20 protein-coding genes and 1 pseudogene are annotated in these 22631 nt (G+C 70.6%); 19 read left to right on the forward strand and 2 right to left on the reverse strand.

From position 1 onward, the window contains the following. Nucleotides 1-102 precede the first annotated feature (102 nt). The 4 genes from F0344_RS31000 to nusB all read left to right on the forward strand — a co-directional run bounded on the left by F0344_RS31000 (nt 103) and on the right by nusB (nt 3154). Entirely contained in the window at nt 103-927 is an 825-nt protein-coding gene (locus F0344_RS31000) for a Pro-rich N-terminal domain-containing protein (RefSeq protein WP_185301917.1), read from the forward strand. Between the two features lie 70 nt (nt 928-997). Further along, the gene (locus F0344_RS31005) at nt 998-2104 is read left to right on the forward strand and encodes a M24 family metallopeptidase (protein ID WP_185301918.1); all 1107 of its coding nucleotides are present in this window, start codon (nt 998-1000) and stop codon (nt 2102-2104) included. Nucleotides 2105-2153: 49 nt separating this feature from the next. After that, nucleotides 2154-2720, forward strand: coding sequence for an elongation factor P (gene efp / locus F0344_RS31010; protein ID WP_185301919.1), 567 nt, complete (start codon nt 2154-2156; stop codon nt 2718-2720). A 2-nt stretch (nt 2721-2722) separates the two neighbouring features. Beyond that, nucleotides 2723-3154, forward strand: a complete 432-nt coding sequence (nusB, locus tag F0344_RS31015) for a transcription antitermination factor NusB (RefSeq protein WP_185301920.1) — start codon at nt 2723-2725, stop codon at nt 3152-3154. A 266-nt stretch (nt 3155-3420) separates the two neighbouring features. Here the strand turns inward: nusB and bldD are convergent, their stop codons facing one another. Continuing rightward, nucleotides 3421-3921 (reverse strand): transcriptional regulator BldD, encoded by a 501-nt coding sequence (bldD, locus tag F0344_RS31020; RefSeq protein WP_003970358.1) that lies wholly within the window; start codon nt 3919-3921, stop codon nt 3421-3423. Nucleotides 3922-4142: 221 nt separating this feature from the next. On the opposite strand from bldD, the gene pyrR reads away from it, so the two are divergent. From pyrR to F0344_RS31090, 14 genes and pseudogenes are all read left to right on the forward strand, one after another. Continuing rightward, a complete protein-coding gene (pyrR, locus tag F0344_RS31025) occupies nt 4143-4727 on the forward strand; it encodes a bifunctional pyr operon transcriptional regulator/uracil phosphoribosyltransferase PyrR (protein ID WP_185301921.1) in 585 nt (194 codons plus the stop codon). Nucleotides 4728-4822: 95 nt separating this feature from the next. Continuing rightward, entirely contained in the window at nt 4823-5800 is a 978-nt protein-coding gene (locus F0344_RS31030; RefSeq protein WP_185301922.1) for an aspartate carbamoyltransferase catalytic subunit, read from the forward strand. A gap of 2 nt (nt 5801-5802) precedes the next feature. Then, entirely contained in the window at nt 5803-7089 is a 1287-nt protein-coding gene (locus F0344_RS31035) for a dihydroorotase (protein ID WP_185301923.1), read from the forward strand. Then, complete coding sequence (locus F0344_RS31040; protein WP_185301924.1) at nt 7086-7664, forward strand: PH-like domain-containing protein; 579 nt, start codon at nt 7086-7088, stop codon at nt 7662-7664. Before F0344_RS31035 ends, F0344_RS31040 begins: the two co-directional genes overlap by 4 nt. Next, a complete protein-coding gene (carA, locus tag F0344_RS31045; RefSeq protein WP_185301925.1) occupies nt 7661-8812 on the forward strand; it encodes a glutamine-hydrolyzing carbamoyl-phosphate synthase small subunit in 1152 nt (383 codons plus the stop codon). The genes F0344_RS31040 and carA overlap by 4 nt, the downstream gene beginning before the upstream one ends. Next, nucleotides 8805-12113, forward strand: a complete 3309-nt coding sequence (gene carB / locus F0344_RS31050; protein WP_185301926.1) for a carbamoyl-phosphate synthase large subunit — start codon at nt 8805-8807, stop codon at nt 12111-12113. The genes carA and carB overlap by 8 nt, the downstream gene beginning before the upstream one ends. A gap of 57 nt (nt 12114-12170) precedes the next feature. Further along, nucleotides 12171-13280 (forward strand): quinone-dependent dihydroorotate dehydrogenase, encoded by a 1110-nt coding sequence (locus F0344_RS31055; RefSeq protein ID WP_185301927.1) that lies wholly within the window; start codon nt 12171-12173, stop codon nt 13278-13280. Continuing rightward, entirely contained in the window at nt 13277-14116 is an 840-nt protein-coding gene (gene pyrF / locus F0344_RS31060; RefSeq protein ID WP_185301928.1) for an orotidine-5'-phosphate decarboxylase, read from the forward strand. The genes F0344_RS31055 and pyrF overlap by 4 nt, the downstream gene beginning before the upstream one ends. A 243-nt stretch (nt 14117-14359) precedes the next feature. Beyond that, the gene (locus tag F0344_RS31065; RefSeq protein ID WP_185301929.1) at nt 14360-14683 is read left to right on the forward strand and encodes an integration host factor; all 324 of its coding nucleotides are present in this window, start codon (nt 14360-14362) and stop codon (nt 14681-14683) included. A 38-nt stretch (nt 14684-14721) separates the two neighbouring features. Then, nucleotides 14722-15339 (forward strand): guanylate kinase, encoded by a 618-nt coding sequence (gmk, locus tag F0344_RS31070; RefSeq protein ID WP_185301930.1) that lies wholly within the window; start codon nt 14722-14724, stop codon nt 15337-15339. 73 nt (nt 15340-15412) lie between these two features. Further along, on the forward strand, nt 15413-15685 hold the full coding sequence (gene rpoZ, locus F0344_RS31075) for a DNA-directed RNA polymerase subunit omega (RefSeq protein ID WP_023542989.1): 273 nt from the start codon (nt 15413-15415) through the stop codon (nt 15683-15685). Between the two features lie 115 nt (nt 15686-15800). Next, complete coding sequence (gene coaBC, locus F0344_RS31080; protein WP_185301931.1) at nt 15801-17003, forward strand: bifunctional phosphopantothenoylcysteine decarboxylase/phosphopantothenate--cysteine ligase CoaBC; 1203 nt, start codon at nt 15801-15803, stop codon at nt 17001-17003. Between the two features lie 241 nt (nt 17004-17244). Then, entirely contained in the window at nt 17245-18456 is a 1212-nt protein-coding gene (gene metK / locus F0344_RS31085; protein WP_185301932.1) for a methionine adenosyltransferase, read from the forward strand. Between the two features lie 113 nt (nt 18457-18569). Further along, nucleotides 18570-20713, forward strand: a pseudogene (locus tag F0344_RS31090) (primosomal protein N'). Between the two features lie 142 nt (nt 20714-20855). Here the strand turns inward: F0344_RS31090 and F0344_RS31095 are convergent. Next, nucleotides 20856-21428, reverse strand: coding sequence for a hypothetical protein (locus F0344_RS31095; RefSeq protein ID WP_185301933.1), 573 nt, complete (start codon nt 21426-21428; stop codon nt 20856-20858). 249 nt (nt 21429-21677) lie between these two features. On the opposite strand from F0344_RS31095, the gene fmt reads away from it, so the two are divergent. Further along, a complete protein-coding gene (gene fmt, locus F0344_RS31100; RefSeq protein ID WP_185301934.1) occupies nt 21678-22610 on the forward strand; it encodes a methionyl-tRNA formyltransferase in 933 nt (310 codons plus the stop codon). The last annotated feature ends 21 nt before the right edge of the window (nt 22611-22631 follow it).

The following is a 22631-nucleotide window of genomic DNA, read 5'->3' on the forward strand; positions in this document are numbered from 1 at the left end:
GCACTCCAGGCCGTCCCCGTCCGTTCATCTCGCGGCGGCCGGGGACGGTACGGTTGCCGTTCCACCAGCGCCAGTTGCCTGTACGAGACGGAGTGGCACCGGATGCAGCACGCAGTGGGGGCCCCGCTGCCGCCGCCCCAAGGACCCGGAAACGGACCTGCCGGCCGGCCGCACCAGGCCCAGCACCCCGGCCCTCCGGGCCACCCCGGCCCGCCGCCGATACCACCCCCGCCCCCCGGGCCGGGCTGGACCGGCCCCGCGCCCCGGCACGCCCCCGTACCGCCCTCACGCGAGACCACCGGGCACGTGCAGCTGCCGCCGGGCGGCCCCGTACCGCTGCCCGCGCCCCCGGCCGAGCCCGGCACGGGTGCGGCGACCCTCGCCGTGCTCCTGATCGGCCCCGCGGGCGCCGGCAAGACCACTGTGGCCCGGCTCTGGGCCGCCCGCCGCCGCGTCCCCACCGCGCACGTCTCCCTGGACGACGTCCGCGAGTGGGTCTGCGCCGGCTTCGCCGACCCGCAGACCGGGTGGAACGACCACTCCGAGGCCCAGTACCGCCTGGCCCGGCGCACCTGCGGCTTCGCCGCCCGTAACTTCCTCGCCAACGGCATCTCCTGCATTCTCGATGACGCGGTGTTCCCCGACCGCCCCGTCGTCGGCCTCGGCGGATGGAAGCGCCACGTCGGCCCCGGGCTCCTGCCCGTCGTCCTCCTGCCCGGCCTGGAGGTCGTCCTGGAGCGCAACGCGGCCCGCAGCGGCAACCGCCGGCTGTCGGACGAGGAAGTGGCCCGCATCCATGGCCGGATGGCCGGCTGGTACGGCTCCGGGCTGCCCATCATCGACAATTCCAACTACGACGTGGAAACGACCGCCCGGGTCCTCGACGACGTCCTCGCACGTTCCATAGCCAGCCCTCCGGCCTGGTGACTCCCCGGCGGTCCCCCCGGTCGGATGCGCTGGCCGGGCGGCCCCGGGAACCCGCTCGTAGGCTCGGAACATGTCAGAGGTGTACGCCGTCCGCCGTGGCCTGCTCCGCGACCGGTGCGCCGCCGCGGGGTCCGCGGCCGCCCTGGTCTCCCGCCCCGCCAACGTCCGCTATCTCGCGGGCGGAGCCCCCCTCGGGGCCGTCCTGCTGCTCGGACCCGCCGAGGACGTCCTGCTCTGCCCCCGCGCCCCCACCGGTGATCCCGCCGAGGGGCGCCCCGACGAAGCCCTGCGCCTGACCGTTCTTCCGGCCCCCGACGGCGACCCCGCGGTCGCGGCCGCCGATCTGGCCACCTCCCTGGACGCGGCATCGCTCGCGGTCGAGGAACACGACCTGACCGTCGCCCGGCACCGCGCCATGGGCTCGGTCGCCCCCCGGCTGCGGCTGGCCGACCTCGGCTCCTCCGTGGAACAGCTGAGGATCGTCAAGGACGAGGAGGAGATCGCCTGTCTGCGGATCGCCGCGGAGATCACCGACCAGGCCCTCGGTGAGCTCCTCGAATCGATCCTCGTGGGCCGCACCGAGCGTCACCTCGCCCTGGAACTGGAACGCCGCCTCGTGGACCACGGCGCCGACGGCCCCGCCTTCCCGACCTCCGTCGCCACCGGCCCCCACTCGGGCCACAGCCGTCACAGGCCCACCGACCGACGGGTGGAGGAAGGCGATTTCCTCTCGGTCTGCCTCGGTGCGAACTATCGCGGCTACCGGTGCGAGATCGGCCGCACGTTCGTGATCGGGACGACTCCCGCGGACTGGCAGATCGAGCTCTACGACCTTGTTTTCGCCGCTCAGAGGGCTGGACGGGAGGCACTTCTCCCCGGCGCCGCCTACCGCGACGTGGACCACGCGGCCCGTCATCTGCTGGTCTCCGCGGGCTACGGAGAGGGCCTCGCACCGTGGACCGGGCACGGGGTCGGGCTCGAAATCGACGAGGACCCGCAGCTGGCACCGACAGCCATGGGTAAACTGGACGCTTGTGTGCCGGTCACCGTCGAACCGGGGGTCCACCTCCCGGGCCGGGGCGGTGTCCGGATCGATGACACGCTCGTCGTGCGCCCAGAGGCGGACGGCGGACCCGAGCTACTCACCATTACGACCAAGGAGCTGCTCGCGCTCTAGCGCGCATCCTCGGTCGTCCACCAGCTTCAGTCCAGGAGATTCCGCAACCGTGGCTTCCACGAACGACCTCAAGAACGGCCTGGTGCTCAAGCTCGACGGGGGCCAGCTCTGGTCCGTCGTCGAGTTTCAGCACGTCAAGCCCGGCAAGGGCCCGGCCTTCGTGCGCACCAAGCTCAAGAACGTGCTCTCCGGCAAGGTCGTCGACAAGACGTTCAACGCCGGCGTGAAGGTCGAGACGGCCACCATTGACCGCCGCGACATGCAGTTCTCGTACATGGACGGCGAGTACTTCGTCTTCATGGACATGAGCACGTACGACCAGCTGATGGTCGACCGCAAGGCTGTCGGCAACGCCGCCAACTTCCTGATCGAGGGCTTCACCGCCTCCGTCGCCCAGCACGAGGGCGAGGTGCTCTACGTCGAGCTGCCGGCCGCCGTCGAGCTGACCATCCAGCACACCGACCCGGGTGTGCAGGGTGACCGCTCCACCGGTGGCAGCAAGCCCGCCACCCTGGAGACCGGTTACGAGATCGGTGTTCCGCTCTTCATCACCACCGGCGAGAAGATCAAGGTCGACACCCGTACGGGTGACTACCTCGGCCGGGTGAACAGCTAACCGTGGCTGCCCGGAACAAGGCCCGCAAGCGCGCCTTCCAGATCCTCTTCGAGGCAGACCAGCGCGGTGAGTCCGTGCAGACGGTCCTCGCGGACTGGGTGCGGCTCTCGCGGACCGACGACCGACAGCCGCCGGTCGGCGAATTCACGATGGAGCTCGTCGAGGGGTACGCGCAGTACGCGGACCGCATCGACGACCTCATCGTCACCTATGCCGTGGACTGGGAGATCGACCGCATGCCGGTCGTCGACCGGAGCATTCTGCGGCTCGGTGCGTATGAGCTGATCTGGATGGACGGGACGCCGGACGCCGTCGCGATCGACGAGGCCGTCCAGCTCGCCAAGGAGTTCTCCACCGATGACTCCCCGTCGTTCGTGAACGGGCTGCTGGCCCGCTTCAAGGACCTCAAGCCGAACCTTCGCCGGGAGCAGTAGCTTCCGACGGCGTTCGCCACGAAGGGCCCACGGTCGCTGACCGTGGGCCCTTCGGCTTTCTCCTCAAGCGCCTGACGGGCTGGGCTGTGGCGGCCCGGTCCTCGTGGTTGCCCTGTGGCGGGTGGACCGGAGGGGCCCCACCCGGCCCACCACCGGTCAGGTGGCCCCGGGCGCGTATGCCGGCCGTGGACCCGGGTACACAAACGCCGGGTGGGCGGGAGCCGTGGCCCCCGCCCACCCGGCGGTACGTTTCTGCTGTCGAGCGGTCAGCCCTCGTCGTGGGACACCGCGCGGCGCGCGTCCGCGTCGAGGACGCCCCAGCTGATCAGCTGCTCCGTGAGCACGGACGGCGACTGGTCGTAGATCACGGCCAGCGTGCGCAGGTCGTCCTGGCGGATCGAGAGCACCTTGCCGTTGTAGTCACCGCGCTGGCTCTGGATCGTCGCGGCATAACGCTGCAGAGGTCCGGCCTTCTCCGGCGGGACGTGGGCGAGGCGCTCCAGGTCCAGGACGAGCTTCGGCGGCGGCTCGGCGGCCCCGCCCGGCGTCGTACCGGGCAGCAGCTCCTGCACCGGGACGCCGTAGAAGTCGGCCAGCTCGGCGAGACGCTGAACGGTCACGGCGCGGTCGCCACGCTCGTACGAACCGACCACGACGGCCTTCCAGCGGCCCTGGGACTTCTCCTCCACGCCATGGAGGGAGAGGCCCTGCTGGGTGCGGATGGCGCGGAGCTTGGCCCCGAGCTGTTTTGCGTATTCGCTGGACATAAGGCTCCCCGGACGCTGGAACAGTTTGCGGCTCAGCCGCGTGGCTGGTAACTCACTGTGAGGTTACGCAGCGTTACTTGGATGCGTCAAGCTGAGTGGTCCGGACCGGTGCCTCCCGGGGGTAGGGTCAAGGGCTCGCACACGCCCTGGTAACGTGGGTGACGCAATTTCGACGTCCTTTAACATCCGTCCAGTGAGGCGGAGAAGGAGGTCCGTTTCTTATGGACACACAGCACGACGACATCGGCAATGCGGCGCGCCCCGTTCTCGAGGCTCCCGACATCGCCCGGGTTCTGACCCGGATCGCCCACGAGATCGTCGAACGCGCCAAGGGCGCCGACGACGTGGTGCTCCTGGGCATCCCGACGCGAGGTGTCTTCCTCGCCCGTCGGCTCGCCGACAAGCTCGAAGAGATCACCGGCCGGAAGATGCCGGTCGGATCGCTCGACATCACGATGTACCGCGACGACCTGAGGATGCGCCCCGCGCGTGCTCTGGCCCGCACCGAGATCCCCGGCGAGGGCATCGAGGGCCGGCTGGTCGTCCTGGTCGACGACGTGCTCTTCTCCGGCCGCACGATCCGCGCCGCACTCGACGCGCTCGGCGACATCGGACGCCCCCGCGCGGTGCAGCTCGCGGTCCTCGTCGACCGCGGTCACCGGGAACTCCCCATCCGTGCCGATTACGTCGGCAAGAACCTCCCCACGTCGCTGCGGGAGACGGTCAAGGTCCAGCTCGCCGAGGAGGACGGCCGCGACGCCGTGCTGCTCGGTGTCCAGCAGACGGCCCCGGCGGTCGAGCAGTAGCTGCCAAGGCCCGTACGCCGCCGGTCAGGCCGTGCAGCGGCTTCCGCACGCCCGCGTGCCTGAACCCTCCCTTCAGCAACCCGGAGAACCCCCAGATGAAGCGTCACCTCATCTCGGCCGCCGACCTCACCCGCGACGACGCCGTCCAGATCCTCGACACCGCCGAGGAAATGGCCCGGGTCGCGGACCGGCCGATCAAGAAGCTCCCCACCCTGCGTGGACGCACGGTCGTCAACCTCTTCTTCGAGGACTCGACGCGTACCCGCATCTCCTTCGAGGCCGCCGCCAAGCGGCTCTCCGCCGATGTCATCAACTTCTCCGCGAAGGGTTCGTCCGTCTCCAAGGGCGAGTCGCTCAAGGACACGGCGCTGACCCTGGAGGCGATGGGCGCCGATGCCGTCGTGATCCGGCACGGTGCGTCGGGCGCCCCGTACCGGCTGGCCACGTCCGGCTGGATCGACGGCGCCGTCGTCAACGCGGGTGACGGCACCCACGAGCACCCCACCCAGGCCCTGCTCGACGCCTTCACGATGCGCCGCAGGCTCGTGGGAGCCGACGCCGGACTCGGCAAGGACCTCGAAGGCCGCCGCATCACGATCGTCGGCGACATCCTGCACAGCCGGGTGGCACGCTCCAACGTCCACCTGCTCACCACGCTCGGCGCGCACGTCACGCTGGTCGCCCCGCCGACCCTCGTGCCGGTCGGCGTCGAGGCGTGGCCGTGCGAGGTCAGCTACAGCCTCGACAAGGTGCTGCCGGAGTCCGACGCGGTGATGATGCTTCGTGTGCAGCGTGAACGGATGAACGCCGCCTACTTCCCGACCGAGCGCGAGTACTCCCGCCGCTACGGCCTGGACGGCTCGCGCATGGCCAAGATGCCCGGGCACGCCATCGTCATGCACCCCGGGCCGATGGTCCGCGGCATGGAGATCACCGCCGACGTGGCCGACTCCGACCGCTGCACGGTCGTCGAGCAGGTCGCCAACGGCGTCTCGATCCGGATGGCCGTGCTCTACCTGCTGCTCGGCGGCAACGAATCCGCCACCCCTGCCCGTACCGAGGAGAACAAGTAACCATGAGCAAGATCCTTATCCGCGGCGCGAAGATCCTCGGTGGCGAGCCGCAGGACGTCCTGATCGACGGCGAGACCATCGAGCGGGTCGGTACGGACATCGAGGCCGGCGACGCCACCGTCGTCGAGGCGGCGGGCCAGATCCTGCTGCCCGGCCTGGTCGACCTGCACACCCATCTGCGTGAGCCCGGCCGTGAGGACTCCGAGACCGTCCTGACCGGCACGAAGGCCGCAGCGCGGGGCGGCTTCACGGCCGTGCACGCCATGGCCAACACCTTCCCGGTCGCCGACACCGCGGGCGTCGTCGAGCAGGTCTGGCGGCTCGGCAAGGAGTCCGGCTACTGCGACGTGCAGCCCATCGGCGCCGTCACCGTCGGCCTGGAGGGCAAGCAGCTCGCCGAGCTCGGCGCCATGCACGACTCCGCCGCCGGAGTGAAGGTCTTCTCCGACGACGGCAAGTGTGTCGACGACGCGGTCATCATGCGGCGCGCGCTGGAGTACGTGAAGGCGTTCGACGGAGTCGTCGCCCAGCACGCCCAGGAGCCGCGTCTCACCGAGGGCGCCCAGATGAACGAGGGCGTCGTCTCCGCGGAGCTGGGTCTCGGCGGCTGGCCCGCCGTCGCCGAGGAGTCGATCATCGCGCGCGATGTCCTCCTCGCCGCCCACGTCGACTCCCGGGTGCACATCTGCCACCTGTCGACCGCCGGTTCCGTCGAGATCGTCCGCTGGGCCAAGTCCAAGGGCTGGAACGTCACGGCCGAGGTCACCCCGCACCACCTGCTCCTCACCGATGAGCTCGTACGGTCCTACAACCCCGTCTACAAGGTGAACCCGCCGCTGCGCACCGAGGCCGACGTGATGGCCCTGCGCGAGGCGCTGGCCGACGGCACCATCGACTGCGTCGCCACGGACCACGCCCCGCACCCGCACGAGGACAAGGACTGCGAGTGGGCCGCGGCCGCCATGGGCATGGTGGGCCTGGAGACCGCGCTCTCCGTCGTCCAGCAGACGATGGTCGACACCGGCCTCATCGACTGGGCGGGTGTCGCCGAGCGCATGTCCTTCCGCCCCGCGGCGATCGGCCGGCTCGACGGCCACGGCCGCCCCGTCTCGGCAGGCGAGCCCGCCAACCTGACCCTCGTCGATCCGGCATACCGTGGACTCGTGGACCCCGCGGGCTTCGCGTCCCGCAGCCGCAACACTCCGTACGAGGGTCGCGAGCTGCCGGGCCGAGTGACCCACACCTTCCTGCGGGGCCGTGCCACGGTCGTCGACGGGAAGCTCGCGTGACAACACTGACCCCCCTGTACCTGCTGGCCGCCGAACGGAAGTCGGCCGAGGTGACCGACTGGTCCGCCCGGATCAGCTGGGTTCTCGGATTCGCCGTCTTCATCGCCCTCGTCTACTGGCTCATGCGCCAGGGATGGAAGTGGCGAGGACAGCTCCAGTCCGATCTGCCCGAGCTGCCCACCACCCCGGAGGGCTTCGCGGACGGCGGGACGCTGCTCACGCTCTCCGGCCGGTACCACGCCTCGACGACCGCCGGGCAGTGGCTCGACCGGATCGTCGCCCACGGCCTCGGTACCCGCAGCCGCGTCGAGCTCACTCTCGGCGAGCAGGGGCTCGACGTCGTACGCCCCGGAGCGGCGGACTTCTTCGTACCGGCCGACGCACTGCGCGAGGCCAGGCTCGACAAGGCGCTCGCAGGCAAGGTCCTCCCCGAGGGCGGCCTGCTCGTCATCACCTGGGCACACGGCGACAAGCTGATCGACTCCGGCTTCCGCTCCGACCACGCGGCCGAGCACCGGGCCTGGGTCGACGCCATCAACCACCTGAACAGCACTACGGAAGGCACCGCACGATGACGATCTCCAATCCGGGGCATGCCTCGAAGGGGAAAACGGTGTCTCCCGCCGTACTCGTCCTGGAGGACGGCCGCGTGTTCCGCGGCCGCGCCTACGGGGCCGTGGGGGAGACCTTCGGTGAGGCCGTCTTCAACACCGGTATGAGTGGCTACCAGGAGACGCTGACCGACCCCTCCTACCACCGGCAGGTCGTCGTGATGACGTCCCCGCACGTCGGCAACACCGGTGTGAACGACGAGGACGCCGAGTCGAGGCAGATCTGGGTCGCCGGTTACGTCGTCCGCGACCCCGCCCGGGTGCCCTCCAACTGGCGCTCCCGGCGCTCGCTCGACGAGGAGCTCACGAGCCAGGGCGTCGTCGGCATCAGCGGCATCGACACCCGGGCGCTCACCCGCCACCTGCGCGAGCGCGGCGCGATGCGCGTCGGCATCTTCTCCGGCGACGCGGTCGCCGACGAGGGCATGCTGCTCACCAAGGTGCGCCAGGCCCCCGAGATGACGGGCGCGAGCCTGTCGGACGAGGTGACCACCACGGAGGCGTACGTCGTCCCCGCGATCGGCGAGAAGAAGTTCACCGTCGCCGCCCTGGACCTGGGCATCAAGGGCATGACGCCGCACCGGATGGCCGAGCGCGGGATCGAGGTGCACGTGCTGCCCTCGACGGCGACCGTCGAGGACGTCTACGCCATGAACCCCGACGGGTTCTTCCTGTCCAACGGGCCCGGCGACCCCTCCACCGTCGACCTCACCGTCGTCCGGGCCGTTCTGGCGCGGAAGACCCCGCTCTTCGGCATCTGCTTCGGCAACCAGATCCTGGGCCGCGCCCTCGGCTTCGGCACGTACAAGCTGAAGTACGGCCACCGCGGCATCAACCAGCCCGTGCAGGACCGCACGACCGGCAAGGTCGAGGTCACCGCGCACAACCACGGGTTCGCCGTCGACGCCCCGCTCGACAAGGTCTCCGAGACGCCGTTCGGCCGCGCCGAGGTCTCCCACGTCTGCCTGAACGACCAGGTCGTCGAGGGCCTTCAGCTCCTCGACCAGCCGGCGTTCAGCGTTCAGTACCACCCCGAAGCGGCCGCCGGCCCGCACGACGCCGCGTACCTCTTCGACCGTTTCGTCTCCCTGATGGAGGGCCAGCGTGCCTAAGCGCTCCGATATCCAGTCCGTCCTGGTCATCGGCTCCGGCCCGATCGTCATCGGGCAGGCCGCCGAGTTCGACTACTCCGGCACCCAGGCCTGCCGCGTCCTCAAGGCCGAGGGCCTGCGCGTCATCCTGGTGAACTCCAACCCGGCGACGATCATGACCGACCCGGAGATCGCCGACGCCACGTACGTCGAGCCGATCACCCCCGAGTTCGTCGAGAAGATCATCGCGAAGGAGCGTCCTGACGCGCTGCTCCCGACGCTGGGCGGCCAGACCGCGCTCAACACCGCGATCTCCATGCACGAGAACGGCGTCCTGGAGAAGTACGGCGTCGAGCTCATCGGCGCCAACGTCGAGGCCATCAACAAGGGCGAGGACCGCGAGCTCTTCAAGGGCGTCGTCGAGGCCGTCAAGGCGAAGATCGGTTACGGCGAGTCCGCCCGCTCGGTCATCTGCCACTCGATGGACGACATCATCAAGGGGGTCGGCACCCTCGGCGGCTACCCCGTCGTCGTCCGCCCCTCCTTCACCATGGGCGGCGCCGGTTCCGGTTTCGCGCACGACGAGGAGGAGCTGCGCCGGATCGCCGGACAGGGCCTCACGCTCTCCCCGACCACCGAGGTGCTCCTGGAGGAGTCCATCCTCGGCTGGAAGGAGTACGAGCTGGAGCTGATGCGCGACAAGAACGACAACGTCGTGGTCGTCTGCTCCATCGAGAACTTCGACCCGATGGGTGTCCACACCGGTGACTCGATCACCGTCGCCCCGTCGATGACCCTCACCGACCGCGAGTACCAGCGGCTCCGTGACATCGGCATCGCGATCATCCGCGAGGTCGGCGTCGACACCGGCGGCTGCAACATCCAGTTCGCCATCGACCCGGCCGACGGCCGCGTCATCGTGATCGAGATGAACCCCCGGGTCTCGCGCTCCTCGGCGCTCGCCTCGAAGGCCACCGGCTTCCCGATCGCCAAGATCGCCGCGAAGCTGGCCGTCGGCTACACGCTCGACGAGATCCCCAACGACATCACCGAGAAGACGCCGGCCTCGTTCGAGCCGACTCTCGACTACGTCGTCGTGAAGGCTCCGCGCTTCGCCTTCGAGAAGTTCCCCTCCGCCGACTCCACCCTCACCACCACCATGAAGTCGGTGGGCGAGGCCATGGCGATCGGCCGGAACTTCACCGAGGCGCTGCAGAAGGCACTGCGCTCCCTGGAGAAGAAGGGCTCGCAGTTCACCTTCGTCGGCGCGCCGGGCGACAAGGCCGAGCTGCTGGCCGAGGCCGTCCGCCCGACCGACGGCCGGATCAACACGGTCATGCAGGCGATCCGGGCCGGCGCCACCCAGGAAGAGGTCTTCGACGCCACGAGGATCGACCCCTGGTTCGTCGACCAGCTCTTCCTGATCAACGAGATCGCGGACGAACTGGCCGCCGCCGAGCGCCTCGACACCGACCTGCTCGCCGAGGCCAAGCGGCACGGTTTCTCCGATCAGCAGATCGGCGAGATCCGCGGGCTGCGCGAGGACGTCGTACGTGAGGTCCGGCACGCGCTCGGTATCCGCCCGGTCTACAAGACGGTCGACACCTGCGCCGCCGAGTTCGCCGCGAACACGCCGTACTTCTACTCCTCGTACGACGAGGAGAGCGAGGTCGCGTCCCGCACCAAGCCCGCGGTGATCATCCTGGGCTCGGGTCCCAACCGCATCGGCCAGGGCATCGAGTTCGACTACTCGTGCGTCCACGCCTCCTTCGCCCTGAGCGACGCGGGCTACGAGACCGTGATGGTCAACTGCAACCCGGAGACCGTCTCCACCGACTACGACACCTCCGACCGTCTGTACTTCGAGCCGCTGACGCTGGAGGACGTGCTGGAGATCGTGCACGCGGAGTCCCTGGCGGGCCCGATCGCCGGTGTCATCGTCCAGCTCGGCGGTCAGACCCCGCTGGGTCTGGCCCAGGCGCTCAAGGACAACGGCGTACCCATCGTCGGTACGCCCCCGGAGGCGATCCACGCCGCCGAGGACCGCGGCGCCTTCGGCCGCGTCCTGGCCGAGGCCGGTCTGCCCGCCCCGAAGCACGGCACCGCCACCACCTTCTCCGAGGCCAAGGCCATCGCCGACGAGATCGGCTACCCCGTCCTCGTGCGCCCGTCGTACGTGCTCGGCGGACGCGGCATGGAGATCGTCTACGACGAGACCCGCCTCTCCTCGTACATCGCCGAGTCCACCGAGATCAGCCCCACCCGGCCGGTCCTGGTCGACCGCTTCCTCGACGACGCCATCGAGATCGACGTCGACGCGCTCTACGACGGCACCGAGCTCTACCTCGGCGGCGTCATGGAGCACATCGAGGAGGCCGGTATCCACTCCGGCGACTCCGCCTGCGCACTGCCTCCCATCACGCTCGGCGGCTATGACATCAAGCGGCTGCGAGCCTCCACCGAGGGCATCGCCAGGGGCGTCGGCGTACGCGGACTGATCAACATCCAGTTCGCGCTCTCCGGCGACATCCTGTACGTCCTGGAAGCCAACCCCCGCGCCTCCCGCACCGTCCCCTTCACCTCGAAGGCGACCGCGGTCCCGCTCGCCAAGGCCGCGGCCCGCATCTCGCTCGGCGCGACCATCGCCGAACTCCGCGCCGAGGGCCTGCTCCCGAAGACCGGCGACGGTGGCACCCTGCCGCTCGACGCGCCGATCTCCGTCAAGGAGGCCGTCATGCCGTGGTCGCGCTTCCGCGACATCCACGGTCGCGGCGTGGACACGGTCCTCGGCCCGGAGATGCGCTCGACGGGCGAAGTCATGGGCATCGACTCGGTCTTCGGCACGGCGTACGCCAAGTCGCAGGCGGGCGCCTACGGTCCGCTGCCCACGAAGGGGCGCGCGTTCATCTCCGTCGCCAACCGTGACAAGCGCTCGATGATCTTCCCGGCCCGTGAACTGGTCGCCCACGGCTTCGAGTTGCTCGCCACGTCCGGAACGGCCGAGGTGCTCAAGCGCAACGGCATCAACGCCAGGGTCGTGCGCAAGCAGTCCGAGGGCGAGGGCCCGAACGGCGAGCGGACCATCGTCCAGCTCATCCACGACGGCGAGGTCGACCTCATCGTCAACACGCCGTACGGGACCGGCGGCCGGCTCGACGGCTACGAGATCCGTACCGCGGCGGTGGCCCGTTCCGTGCCCTGCCTGACGACGGTCCAGGCGCTCGCCGCCGCCGTCCAGGGCATCGACGCGCTCAACCACGGTGACGTCGGCGTACGTTCCCTCCAGGAACACGCGGAGCATCTGACCGCGGCCCGCGACTAGGAAGCCCAGCAGGGGGACACCGGAAACGGTGTCCCCCTCTTCGTGAGGACACCACTGATGTACAAACTCTTCTTCCAGCTGGTCTTCAAGCGCATGGACCCGGAGCAGGCGCACCACCTCGCCTTCCGCTGGATCCGCCTGGCCGCCCGCGTCCCCGCGCTGCGCACCTTCGTCGCCGCCGTACTCGCGCCCCGGTACGAGGAACTGCGCACCGAGGCACTCGGTCTGCGGATGCACGGCCCGTTCGGGCTCGCGGCGGGCTTCGACAAGAACGCCATCGCGATCGACGGCATGTCGATGCTCGGCTTCGACCACATCGAGATCGGTACGGTCACCGGCGAACCGCAGCCCGGCAACCCCGGGAAGCGCCTCTTCCGTCTCGTCCAGGACCGTGCGCTGATCAACCGCATGGGATTCAACAACGAGGGCTCAGCGGCCGTGGCCGAGCGCCTGGCCACCCGTAACCCCGTCTTCCGTACGACCGTCGGCGTCAACATCGGCAAGACCAAGGCCGTACCGGAGGACGAGGCCACCGGCGACTACGTGAAGTCGACCGAACGCCTGGCCGCCCACGCCGACTACCTCGTCGTGAACGTCTCCTCGCCCAATACGCCCGGCCTGCGCAACCTCCAGGCGACCGAGGCACTCCGCCCGCTGCTCTCCGCGGTGCGCGAGGCGGCCGACCGGACCGTCACGGGCCGCCGGGTCCCGCTCCTCGTCAAGATCGCCCCCGACCTCGCGGACGAGGACGTCGACGCGGTCGCCGATCTCGCGGTGGAGCTCGGGCTCGACGGCATCATCGCCACGAACACCACCATCGCCCGGGACAGCCTCGGCCTGAAGTCCGCGCCGTCCCTGGTCAAGGAGACCGGCGGGCTCTCCGGCGCGCCCCTCAAGGAGCGCTCCCTGGAGGTCCTGAGCCGCCTGTACGCCCGCGTGGGCGACCGGCTCACGCTGGTCGGCGTCGGGGGCGTGGAGAACGCCGAGGACGCCTGGCAGCGCATCCTCGCCGGCGCCACGCTCGTCCAGGGCTACAGCGCCTTCATCTACGAGGGCCCGTTCTACGCCCGCGCGATCCACAAGGGTTTGGCCGCACGCCTGGCCGCCTCCCCGTACGCCACCCTCGCCGAAGCCGTCGGCGCCGAGACCCGGAAGGCCGGGAAGTGACCCCTGAACCCTTCGGCGCACGTCTGCGCCGCGCCATGGACACCCGCGGGCCCCTCTGCGTGGGCATCGACCCGCACGCCTCGCTGCTCGCCTCCTGGGGCCTGAACGACGACATCGCGGGCCTGGAGCGCTTCACGCGTACGGTCGTCGAGGCGCTGGCCGACCGGGTCGCCGTACTCAAGCCGCAGTCAGCCTTCTTCGAGCGCTTCGGTTCGCGGGGCGTCGCCGTCCTGGAGAAGGCCGTCGCCGAGGCGCGCGCGGCCGGGGCCCTGGTGCTGATGGACGCCAAGCGCGGCGACATCGGCTCCACGATGGGCGCCTACGCGGCGACGTACCTGGACAAGGACTCGCCGCTGTTCTCCGACGCGGTCACCGTCTCGCCCTACCTGGGCTTCGGCTCGCTGCGCCCGGCGCTCGACGCGGCGGCGGTCTCCGGCGCCGGTGTCTTCGTGCTCGCGCTCACCTCGAACCCCGAGGGCGCGGAGGTTCAGCGCGCGACCGCCGCGGACGGCCGGTCTCTGGCCCAGGTGATGCTCGACCACATGGCCGCGGAGAACGAGGGCGCCACGCCGCTCGGCTCGGTCGGCGCGGTCGTCGGTGCCACGCTCGGCGACGCCGGGGTGAATCTGGCGATCAACGGGCCGCTGCTCGCGCCCGGCATCGGAGCCCAGGGTGCGACCCCCGCGGACCTGCCGGGAGTGTTCGGCGCCGCCGTGGGCAATGTGGTGCCCAGCGTCAGCCGGGGAGTGCTGCGCCACGGTCCTGATGTTTCCGGGCTGCGCGAAGCCGCCGGACGGTTCGCGGACGAGGTCCGTGCGGCCGTCCCGGAAAGCTGACCATGCCACGTAACAGCGTGTTGACGAATTCCTGACCAAAATCAGGGTCAATATGCCGGAAAAGTCCCGGTAGGCTGAGGCTGACCAGGACTTTTCCGTCGTTCTCGCTGACTCGGACGCCCTTGGCCGCTAGTCTCCGTCGTGAGTCAACGAGCACAGGTTGTCCGTTGCTCACGAGGTGTGGGGCGACTAGGTTCCTCACCGGTCCGTATCCGACAGATCGACATCCGAGGTGACGTAGGCGTGGCTCTTCCGCCCCTTACCCCTGAACAGCGCGCAGCCGCGCTCGAAAAGGCCGCCGCGGCTCGCCGGGAGCGGGCCGAGGTCAAGAATCGACTCAAGCACTCCGGCGCTTCGCTCCATGACGTCATCAAGACGGGCCAGGAGAACGACGTCATCGGCAAGATGAAGGTCTCCGCTCTCCTGGAGTCCCTGCCCGGCGTGGGCAAGGTCCGCGCCAAGCAGATCATGGAGCGGCTCGGCATCTCCGAGAGCCGCCGGGTGCGGGGTCTCGGCTCCAACCAGATCGCATCTCTGGAGCGTGAGTTCGGCGGCAGTGCCGCCTGAGGTTCTCAGGCACTCCTGAGAACCTGGATAATCGCTCCATGGCTGCAACATCCCGGGGGACGTCCCCCGTACCCCCGGACGTACGTCCGCGGCTGACCGTGCTCTCCGGCCCTTCGGGTGTCGGCAAGAGCACGGTCGTCGCGCATATGCGCAAGGTCCACCCCGAGGTCTGGCTGTCCGTATCGGCCACGACCCGCAAGCCCCGACCCGGCGAACGCAACGGTGTCCACTACTTCTTCGTGGAGAACGAGGAGTTCGACAAGCTCGTCGCCAACGGCGAGCTGCTCGAGTGGGCGGAGTTCGCCGGCAACCGCTACGGCACGCCGCGCCGCGCCGTCCTCGACCGCCTGGAAGCGGGTGAGCCGGTGCTGCTGGAGATCGATCTCCAGGGCGCCCGGCTGGTCCGCGAGTCCATGCCCGACGCACAGCTGGTCTTCCTGGCTCCGCCGAGCTGGGACGAACTGGTGCGCCGGCTCACCGGCCGCGGGACCGAGGCCCCCGACGTGATCGAGCGCAGGCTCGCCGCCGCCAGGATCGAGCTGGCCGCGGAGTCCGAGTTCGATACGACACTTGTCAACACCTCGGTCGAGGATGTAGCGCGTGAGCTGCTAACCTTGATGCTGCAGGCTTCCGGCCTCCGTGGCAGCAGCGACTGACACGGAGAACGAACACCACGGAACCGCGCGATCAAAGATCTCTTTGGTCTCCACCCCCTTCGGAAGGCAGAGAGTGTCCTCTTCCATTTCCACGCCCGAGGGCATCATCAACCCGCCGATTGATGAGCTCCTCGAGGCCACCGACTCGAAGTACAGCCTTGTGATCTACGCCGCCAAGCGGGCGCGTCAGATCAACGCGTACTACTCGCAGCTCGGTGAAGGTCTCCTCGAGTACGTCGGTCCGCTTGTCGACACCCACGTGCACGAGAAGCCGCTCTCGATCGCGCTCCGCGAGATCAACGCGGGACTGCTGACCTCCGAGGCCATCGACGGCCCCGCGCAGTAAGCAGGACAGAGCACCTTCACCACAGGCCCGGCGGTCCCACCGCCGGGCCTGTGGTGTCTTATGGGACGGTGCGTACGCAGCCGGGTGCGCCGGATCACAAGTGCGGGGAGAGGCAGTGGACAAGCCGAAGGTCGTCCTGGGGGTCAGCGGAGGCATCGCCGCCTACAAGGCGTGCGAGCTGCTGCGCCGGCTGACAGAGTCCGGTCACGACGTCCAGGTCGTGCCGACCGAGGCGTCGCTGCACTTCGTGGGGGCCGCCACCTGGTCGGCACTCTCCGGCCACTCCGTGTCGACCGAGGTCTGGAACGACGTCCACCAGGTGCCGCACGTCCGCACAGGGCAGGCCGCCGACCTCGTCGTCGTGGCGCCCGCGACCGCCGACATGCTCGCCAAGGCCGCCCACGGTCTCGCCGACGACCTCCTCACCAACACGCTGCTCACCGCCCGCTGTCCGGTGGTCTTCGCGCCCGCCATGCACACCGAGATGTGGGAGCACCCGGCCACCCAGGAGAACGTCGCCACGCTGCGCGGGCGCGGGGCCGTCGTCATCGAACCGGCTGTCGGCCGGCTCACCGGAGTCGACACCGGCAAGGGCCGGCTGCCCGACCCGGGCGAGATCTTCGAGGTGTGCCGCCGGATCCTCGCCAGGGGAACCGCCGCCACCGACCTCGCGGGCCGCCATGTGGTCATCAGCGCGGGCGGTACGCGCGAACCGCTCGACCCCGTCCGCTACCTCGGCAACCGCTCCTCCGGGAAGCAGGGCTACGCCCTGGCCCGCACAGCGGTCGCCCGGGGCGCGCGGGTCACCCTCGTCGAGGCGAACACGGGTCTGCCGGATCCGGCGGGAGCCGAGGTGCTGCGGGTGGGGACCGCCGTTCAACTGCGCGAGGCCATGCTGAAGGCCGCCGCCGACGCCGACGTGGTGGTGATGGCGGCGGCCGTCGCCGACTTCCGTCCCGCGGTCTACGCGACGGGCAAGATCAAGAAGAAGGACGGGCACGAGCCCGAGCCGGTGGCCCTGGTCCGTAACCCCGACGTCCTCGCCGAAATCTCCGCCGACCGGACCAGGCCGGGTCAGCTCGTCGTCGGCTTCGCGGCCGAGACGGACGACGTGCTGGCCAACGGTCGTGAGAAGCTCCGTCGCAAGGGCTGTGACCTGCTGGTCGTCAACGAGGTGGGGGAGCGCAAGACCTTCGGCTCCGAGGAGAACGAAGCCGTCGTGCTGGCCGCCGACGGCGGCGAGACCTCGGTGCCTCACGGCCCCAAGGAAGCCCTGGCCGACACGGTCTGGGACTTGGTGGCGGCCCGCTTCGGTTAGATTCCGGGTTCCCTCTTCCGGGTTGCCGAAAGTATCAGAAAGCGGATGTTTATCCCGCTCGGCGGGAGGGATTGTCACACTGGCGTCATCAGTGCCGCATGTCACAGAACTCCCAAGGGGCGAGACGCGCGGCCCAATCGCCGGAAGCGACCGATAAACTGGCCGACGGAATGTGCCGGGCGCAGCTCCCGGACGTTCCATCAATGATCAGCCAGCAGCCGCTGCAACCTCAGGGAGCGATGTGTCCCGCCGTCTCTTCACCTCGGAGTCCGTCACCGAGGGTCACCCCGACAAGATCGCTGACCAGATCAGCGACACCATCCTCGATGCGCTCCTGCGCGACGACCCTTCCTCGCGCGTCGCCGTCGAGACCTTGATCACGACGGGTCTGGTGCATGTCGCGGGTGAGGTCACGACCAAGGCCTACGCCGACATCCCGACGCTCGTGCGCAACAAGGTCCTGGAGATCGGATACGACTCCTCCAAGAAGGGCTTCGACGGCGCCTCCTGCGGCGTCTCGGTATCCATCGGCTCGCAGTCCCCGGACATCGCGCAGGGTGTCGACACGGCGTACGAGCAGCGGGTCGGGGGTGACGAGGGCGACGAGCTCGACAAGCAGGGCGCCGGCGACCAGGGCCTGATGTTCGGCTACGCGTGCGACGAGACGCCCGAGCTGATGCCCCTCCCGATCCACATCGCGCACCGGCTCTCGCGCCGGCTGTCCGAGGTCCGCAAGAACGGGACCATCCCGTACCTGCGCCCCGACGGCAAGACGCAGGTCACCATCGAGTACGACGGTGACAAGGCCGTCCGCCTCGACACGGTCGTCGTCTCCTCGCAGCACGCGTCGGACATCGACCTGGACTCGCTGCTCACGCCGGACATCCGTGAGTTCGTCGTCGAGCACGTCCTGGCGCAGCTCATCGATGACGGCATCAAGCTGGAGACCGAGGGCTACCGCCTCCTGGTGAACCCGACCGGCCGCTTCGAGATCGGTGGCCCGATGGGTGATGCCGGACTCACCGGCCGCAAGATCATCATCGACACCTACGGTGGCATGGCCCGCCACGGCGGTGGCGCCTTCTCGGGCAAGGACCCGTCGAAGGTCGACCGCTCCGCGGCGTACGCGATGCGCTGGGTCGCGAAGAACGTCGTCGCGGCCGGGCTCGCCGCCCGCTGCGAGGTCCAGGTCGCCTACGCGATCGGCAAGGCCGAGCCCGTCGGTCTGTTCGTCGAGACCTTCGGCACGGCCACGATCGACACGGAGAAGATCGAGCACGCGATCGGTGAGGTCTTCGACCTGCGCCCCGCCGCGATCATCCGCGACCTCGACCTGCTGCGCCCGATCTACGCCCAGACCGCGGCGTACGGCCACTTCGGCCGTGAGCTCCCCGACTTCACCTGGGAGCGCACCGACCGCGTGGAAGCACTGCGCAACGCCGCGGGCCTGTAACGAACGCCCGCAGCCGAACGGCTCGCGCCGGGGCCCGGACACCGATCGTGGTGTCCGGGCCCCGGCGTCGTGACGTCCGGCGCCTGTCAGTGCCGTCTGGTAGGAATTTGGCTGTGAGCAGCGACAACGAGCGGTCCGCCGAGCCGGACGCGGGGGCGCCGGAGCAGCTTGCGCTGATCCGGGAGACGGTGCGCAAGGCGCAGGTGCCGCGGGCCAAGCCGCGTACCTGGCGCGGGGCCGCGCTGGCCAAGGAACTGCCCGTCGCCCGGGTCCTGGTCAACAAGGGCGTGCTCCATCTCGACCAGTACTTCGACTACGCCGTTCCCGAGGAGCTCGACGCCGAGGCCCAGCCCGGTGTCCGGGTTCGGGTGCGGTTCGGCGCCGGCGGGCGCAACGTCCGCGGTGGCCGGCGCGAGGGAGGCGGCCTGATCGACGGATTCCTCGTCGAGCGGCGCGCCGAATCCGACTATCAGGGGGCGCTCGCCGCCCTCGCCTACATCGTCTCGCCCGAACCGGTGCTGGGTCCGGAGCTGCTCGCGCTCTCACGGGCGGTCGCCGACCGGTACGCGGGCAGCCTCGCCGACGTCCTCCAGCTCGCCGTGCCGCCCAGGAACGGCAGAGCCGAGTCCAAGCCGTCCCCGGACCCCATGCCGCCTCCCGCCCCGCCGGAGGCGGGGAGCTGGGAGCGGTACGGCCAGGGGCCCGCGTTTCTCCGGGCACTGGCCGATGGCGGAGCGCCGCGCGCCGTATGGACGGCTCTGCCGGGCCCGCACTGGCCCGAGGAGATCGCCAGGGCCGTGGCCGCCACGCTCGCCTCGGGACGGGGCGCGCTCGTCGTCGTACCGGATGGCCGGGCCGCGGCGCGGGTGGACACCGCGCTCACCGGGCTGCTGGGGGACGGTCGGCACACGCTCCTGACAGCGGACTCGGGTCCGGAGAAGCGCTACCGGCAGTGGCTCGCGGTGCGCCGGGGGTCCGTGCGGGCGGTCGTCGGGACGCGCGCCGCGATGTTCGCGCCCGTCGCCGACCTCGGCCTCGTCGTGATCTGGGACGACGGCGACTCCAGCCACAGCGATGACAACGCCCCGTTCCCGCACGTCCGGGAGGTGCTGGAGCTGAGGGCCGCGCATGGCAGATGTGGCTTTCTGCTCGGCGGCACCAGCTGCACCGTGGAGGCCGCCCAGCTCGTCGAGACGGGCTGGGCGCTGCCCCTGAGCGCGGACCGGGAGCAGCTGAGGAGGGCGGCGCCCCTCGTGCGTACCATCGGCGACGGCGAGCTGGCACGGGACGGCGCAGCCCGGAGCGCCCGGCTGCCCAGCCTCGCCTGGCAGACGGTCCGGGACGGGCTGCGCACGGGTCCGGTGCTGGTGCAGGTGCCCCGCCGGGGGTACGCGCCCCGGCTGGCCTGTGAGCGCTGCCGGACACCCGCGCGGTGCCGGCACTGCGCGGGGCCGCTGGAGGCCCCGGACCAGCAGGACCTGAACTGTGCCTGGTGCGGGCGCGCCGAGACGTCCTGGCACTGCGAGAGCTGCGGGTCCTTCCGGCTCCGTGCCCAGATCGTCGGTGCCCGCAGGACGGCGGAGGAGCTGGGCAGGGCCTTCCCCGCCGTGCCGGTCCGCACATCCGGGCGCGACCACATCCTGGATTCGGTACCGAACGCGCCCGCACTGGTCGTGAGCACCCCGGGCGCCGAACCCGTCGCCGAGGGCGGCTACGCCGCCGCGCTGCTCCTGGACGCCTGGGCCATGCTCGGCAGACCGGACCTCAGAGCCGGTGAGGAGGCGCTGCGCCGGTGGACCTCCGCCGCCTCTCTCGTACGGGGGCAGGGCGAGGGCGGCACCGTGGTGATCGTCGCCGAGCCGACGCTGCGGGCCGTGCAGGCACTGGTGCGCTGGGACCCCGCCGGGTACGCGCGGCGCGAACTGGCGGAGCGGGCCGAGCTCGGCTTCCCGCCGGTGTCCCGGATGGCGTCCGTCACCGGTCCCGCCGAGGCGCTCGCGGCGTTCCTCGCTGCCGCGGAACTGCCGCCCGAGGCACAGATCCTGGGCCCGGTCCCGGTGTCGGCCGCCGAGCCAGGACGGCCGCGCAGGCCATGGGACGCTCCGCCGGGCGAGCCCTGGGAGCGGGTTCTGGTCCGGGTCGAGCCGGGGCGGGGAGCGGCGCTCGCCGCGGCACTGAAGACGGCACAGGCGGCGAGGATGGCCAAGGGGGCGGCGACCCCGTCCGGATCAGGATCGATCCGCCGGACATCGGCTGAGATGCCGAGATGCCGAGATGCCGAGCGGCCGACATGGCAAGAGGCTGAGAGGTCGAGAGGCCACGGGCGCGCCGGGACAGGGGACTGCCCCGCCGTGCGCGCGGCACGGAGGGGCAGGGGGAGTGGAGGCGGTGGAGGGCCGTCAGCCGTTGCGCGGACCGGGGAACGCACCGGGGCGCAGTTCCTCCCGCAGCGAGGGAGCGGCCGCCGAGGGCTGGGGCGGCATCGATCGGGCCGTGGGCACGGAGGGAAGCGTGGGGCCGGAAGGCGCGACGGGAGTCCCCGGCGTGGTGGGGACGGTGGACACGGGCCGCTGCACGCCGTTCTCGGCGGCGACGGCCCCCTCGGCCGACGCGGTGCCGGCCGTGTTGCGCCGGGCGCCGTAACGGCGGTGCACCGCCTGCTTCGTGACCCCGAGGGCCGAGCCCACCGCGTCCCAGGAGAACCCGAGCGAGCGGTCGAAGTCGACCGCCGCCGTGACCAGGGTCTCGACGCTGTCCCGGAGTTCCTGGGCCAGGCGGACGGTGGGGGCCGGGGCCCTGCCGTAGACGACGAAGCCCGCTGACGGGCCGGAGCGGCGCGGACGGTAGACGTTGCCCAGCTGGGCGGTGAGGGTGCGCAGCGCGTCCACCTGCCGCCGGACCCGCTCGATGTCCCGCACCAGAAGATGCAGACTGGCCCGCGCTTGGGCGTCGTGGGTTGCGTGTTCGGCCATGAAGAAGCCTCTCGAACCGGCGATGAAAGGGATCGGGGCCGCGCCGAGGCGGCCCGCTTCGGTCAATCTCCTTTGACAACGCGCCACCGGGTGATGTGGTCACGCTGTCGGGGCGTATGCGCATATGTGAGGGGCGCGCGGCCACGCGTACGCCCCCCGGCACAGGCGCGGAGCCGGGGGGAACCAGAGGCCCTAGACTGGTGTGCTGCTCATCACCGTACGTTTCGGCCCGAGAGGCAGTCAGCCCCCATGAAGCTCGTCTTCGCAGGCACCCCAGAGGTAGCCGTACCCGCCCTGGACGCACTGCTCGCCTCCGGCCGTCACGAAGTGGCCGCCGTCATCACCCGGCCCGACGCACCGGCCGGGCGGGGGCGCCGGCTGGTCGCCAGCCCCGTCGCCGAGCGCGCCGAGGAGGCCGGGATCGAGGTCCTCAAGCCCCTCAAGCCGCGGGACGAGGACTTCCTCGCACGGCTGCGCGAGATCGCGCCCGACTGCTGTCCCGTCGTCGCCTACGGGGCGCTGCTGCCCAAGGCCGCGCTCGCCGTGCCCGCCCGGGGCTGGGTCAACCTCCACTTCTCGCTGCTGCCAGCCTGGCGCGGCGCCGCCCCCGTGCAGCACGCGGTCATGGCGGGCGACGAGGTGACCGGAGCCTCGACGTTCCTCATCGAGGAGGGGCTGGACTCGGGACCGGTGTACGGCGTCCTCACCGAGGAGGTGCGGCCCGCAGACACCGCGGGCGATCTCCTGACCCGGCTCGCCTTCGCCGGTGCGGGGCTGCTCGCCGCGACCATGGACGGCATCGAGGACGGTGTGCTGCACGCGGTGCCGCAGCCGGACGAGGGCATCACCCTCGCCCCCAAGATCACCGTCGAGGACGCGCAGGTGCAGTGGTCCGCCCCCGCGCTGCGGGTCGACCGGGTGATCCGGGGCTGCACCCCCGCTCCCGGCGCCTGGACGCTCTTCCGCGGGGAACGGCTCAAGCTGATCCAGGCCGCACCGGTCCTGGACCGGACCGACCTGGCCCCGGGCGAACTGTCCGTCGCCAAGAACAACGTCTACGTCGGCACCGGCTCGCACGCCGTGGAGCTGCTCTGGGTCCAGCCGCAGGGGAAGAAGCCGATGAAGGGCGCCGACTGGGCGCGCGGGGTGCGGATCGTCCCGGGCGAACTGGTGGGCGTGTAGCCGCGACGTACCCTGTGAGGG

The sequence above is a fragment of the Streptomyces finlayi genome, from assembly GCF_014216315.1.
GTDB classification, from domain to species: domain Bacteria; phylum Actinomycetota; class Actinomycetes; order Streptomycetales; family Streptomycetaceae; genus Streptomyces; species Streptomyces finlayi_A.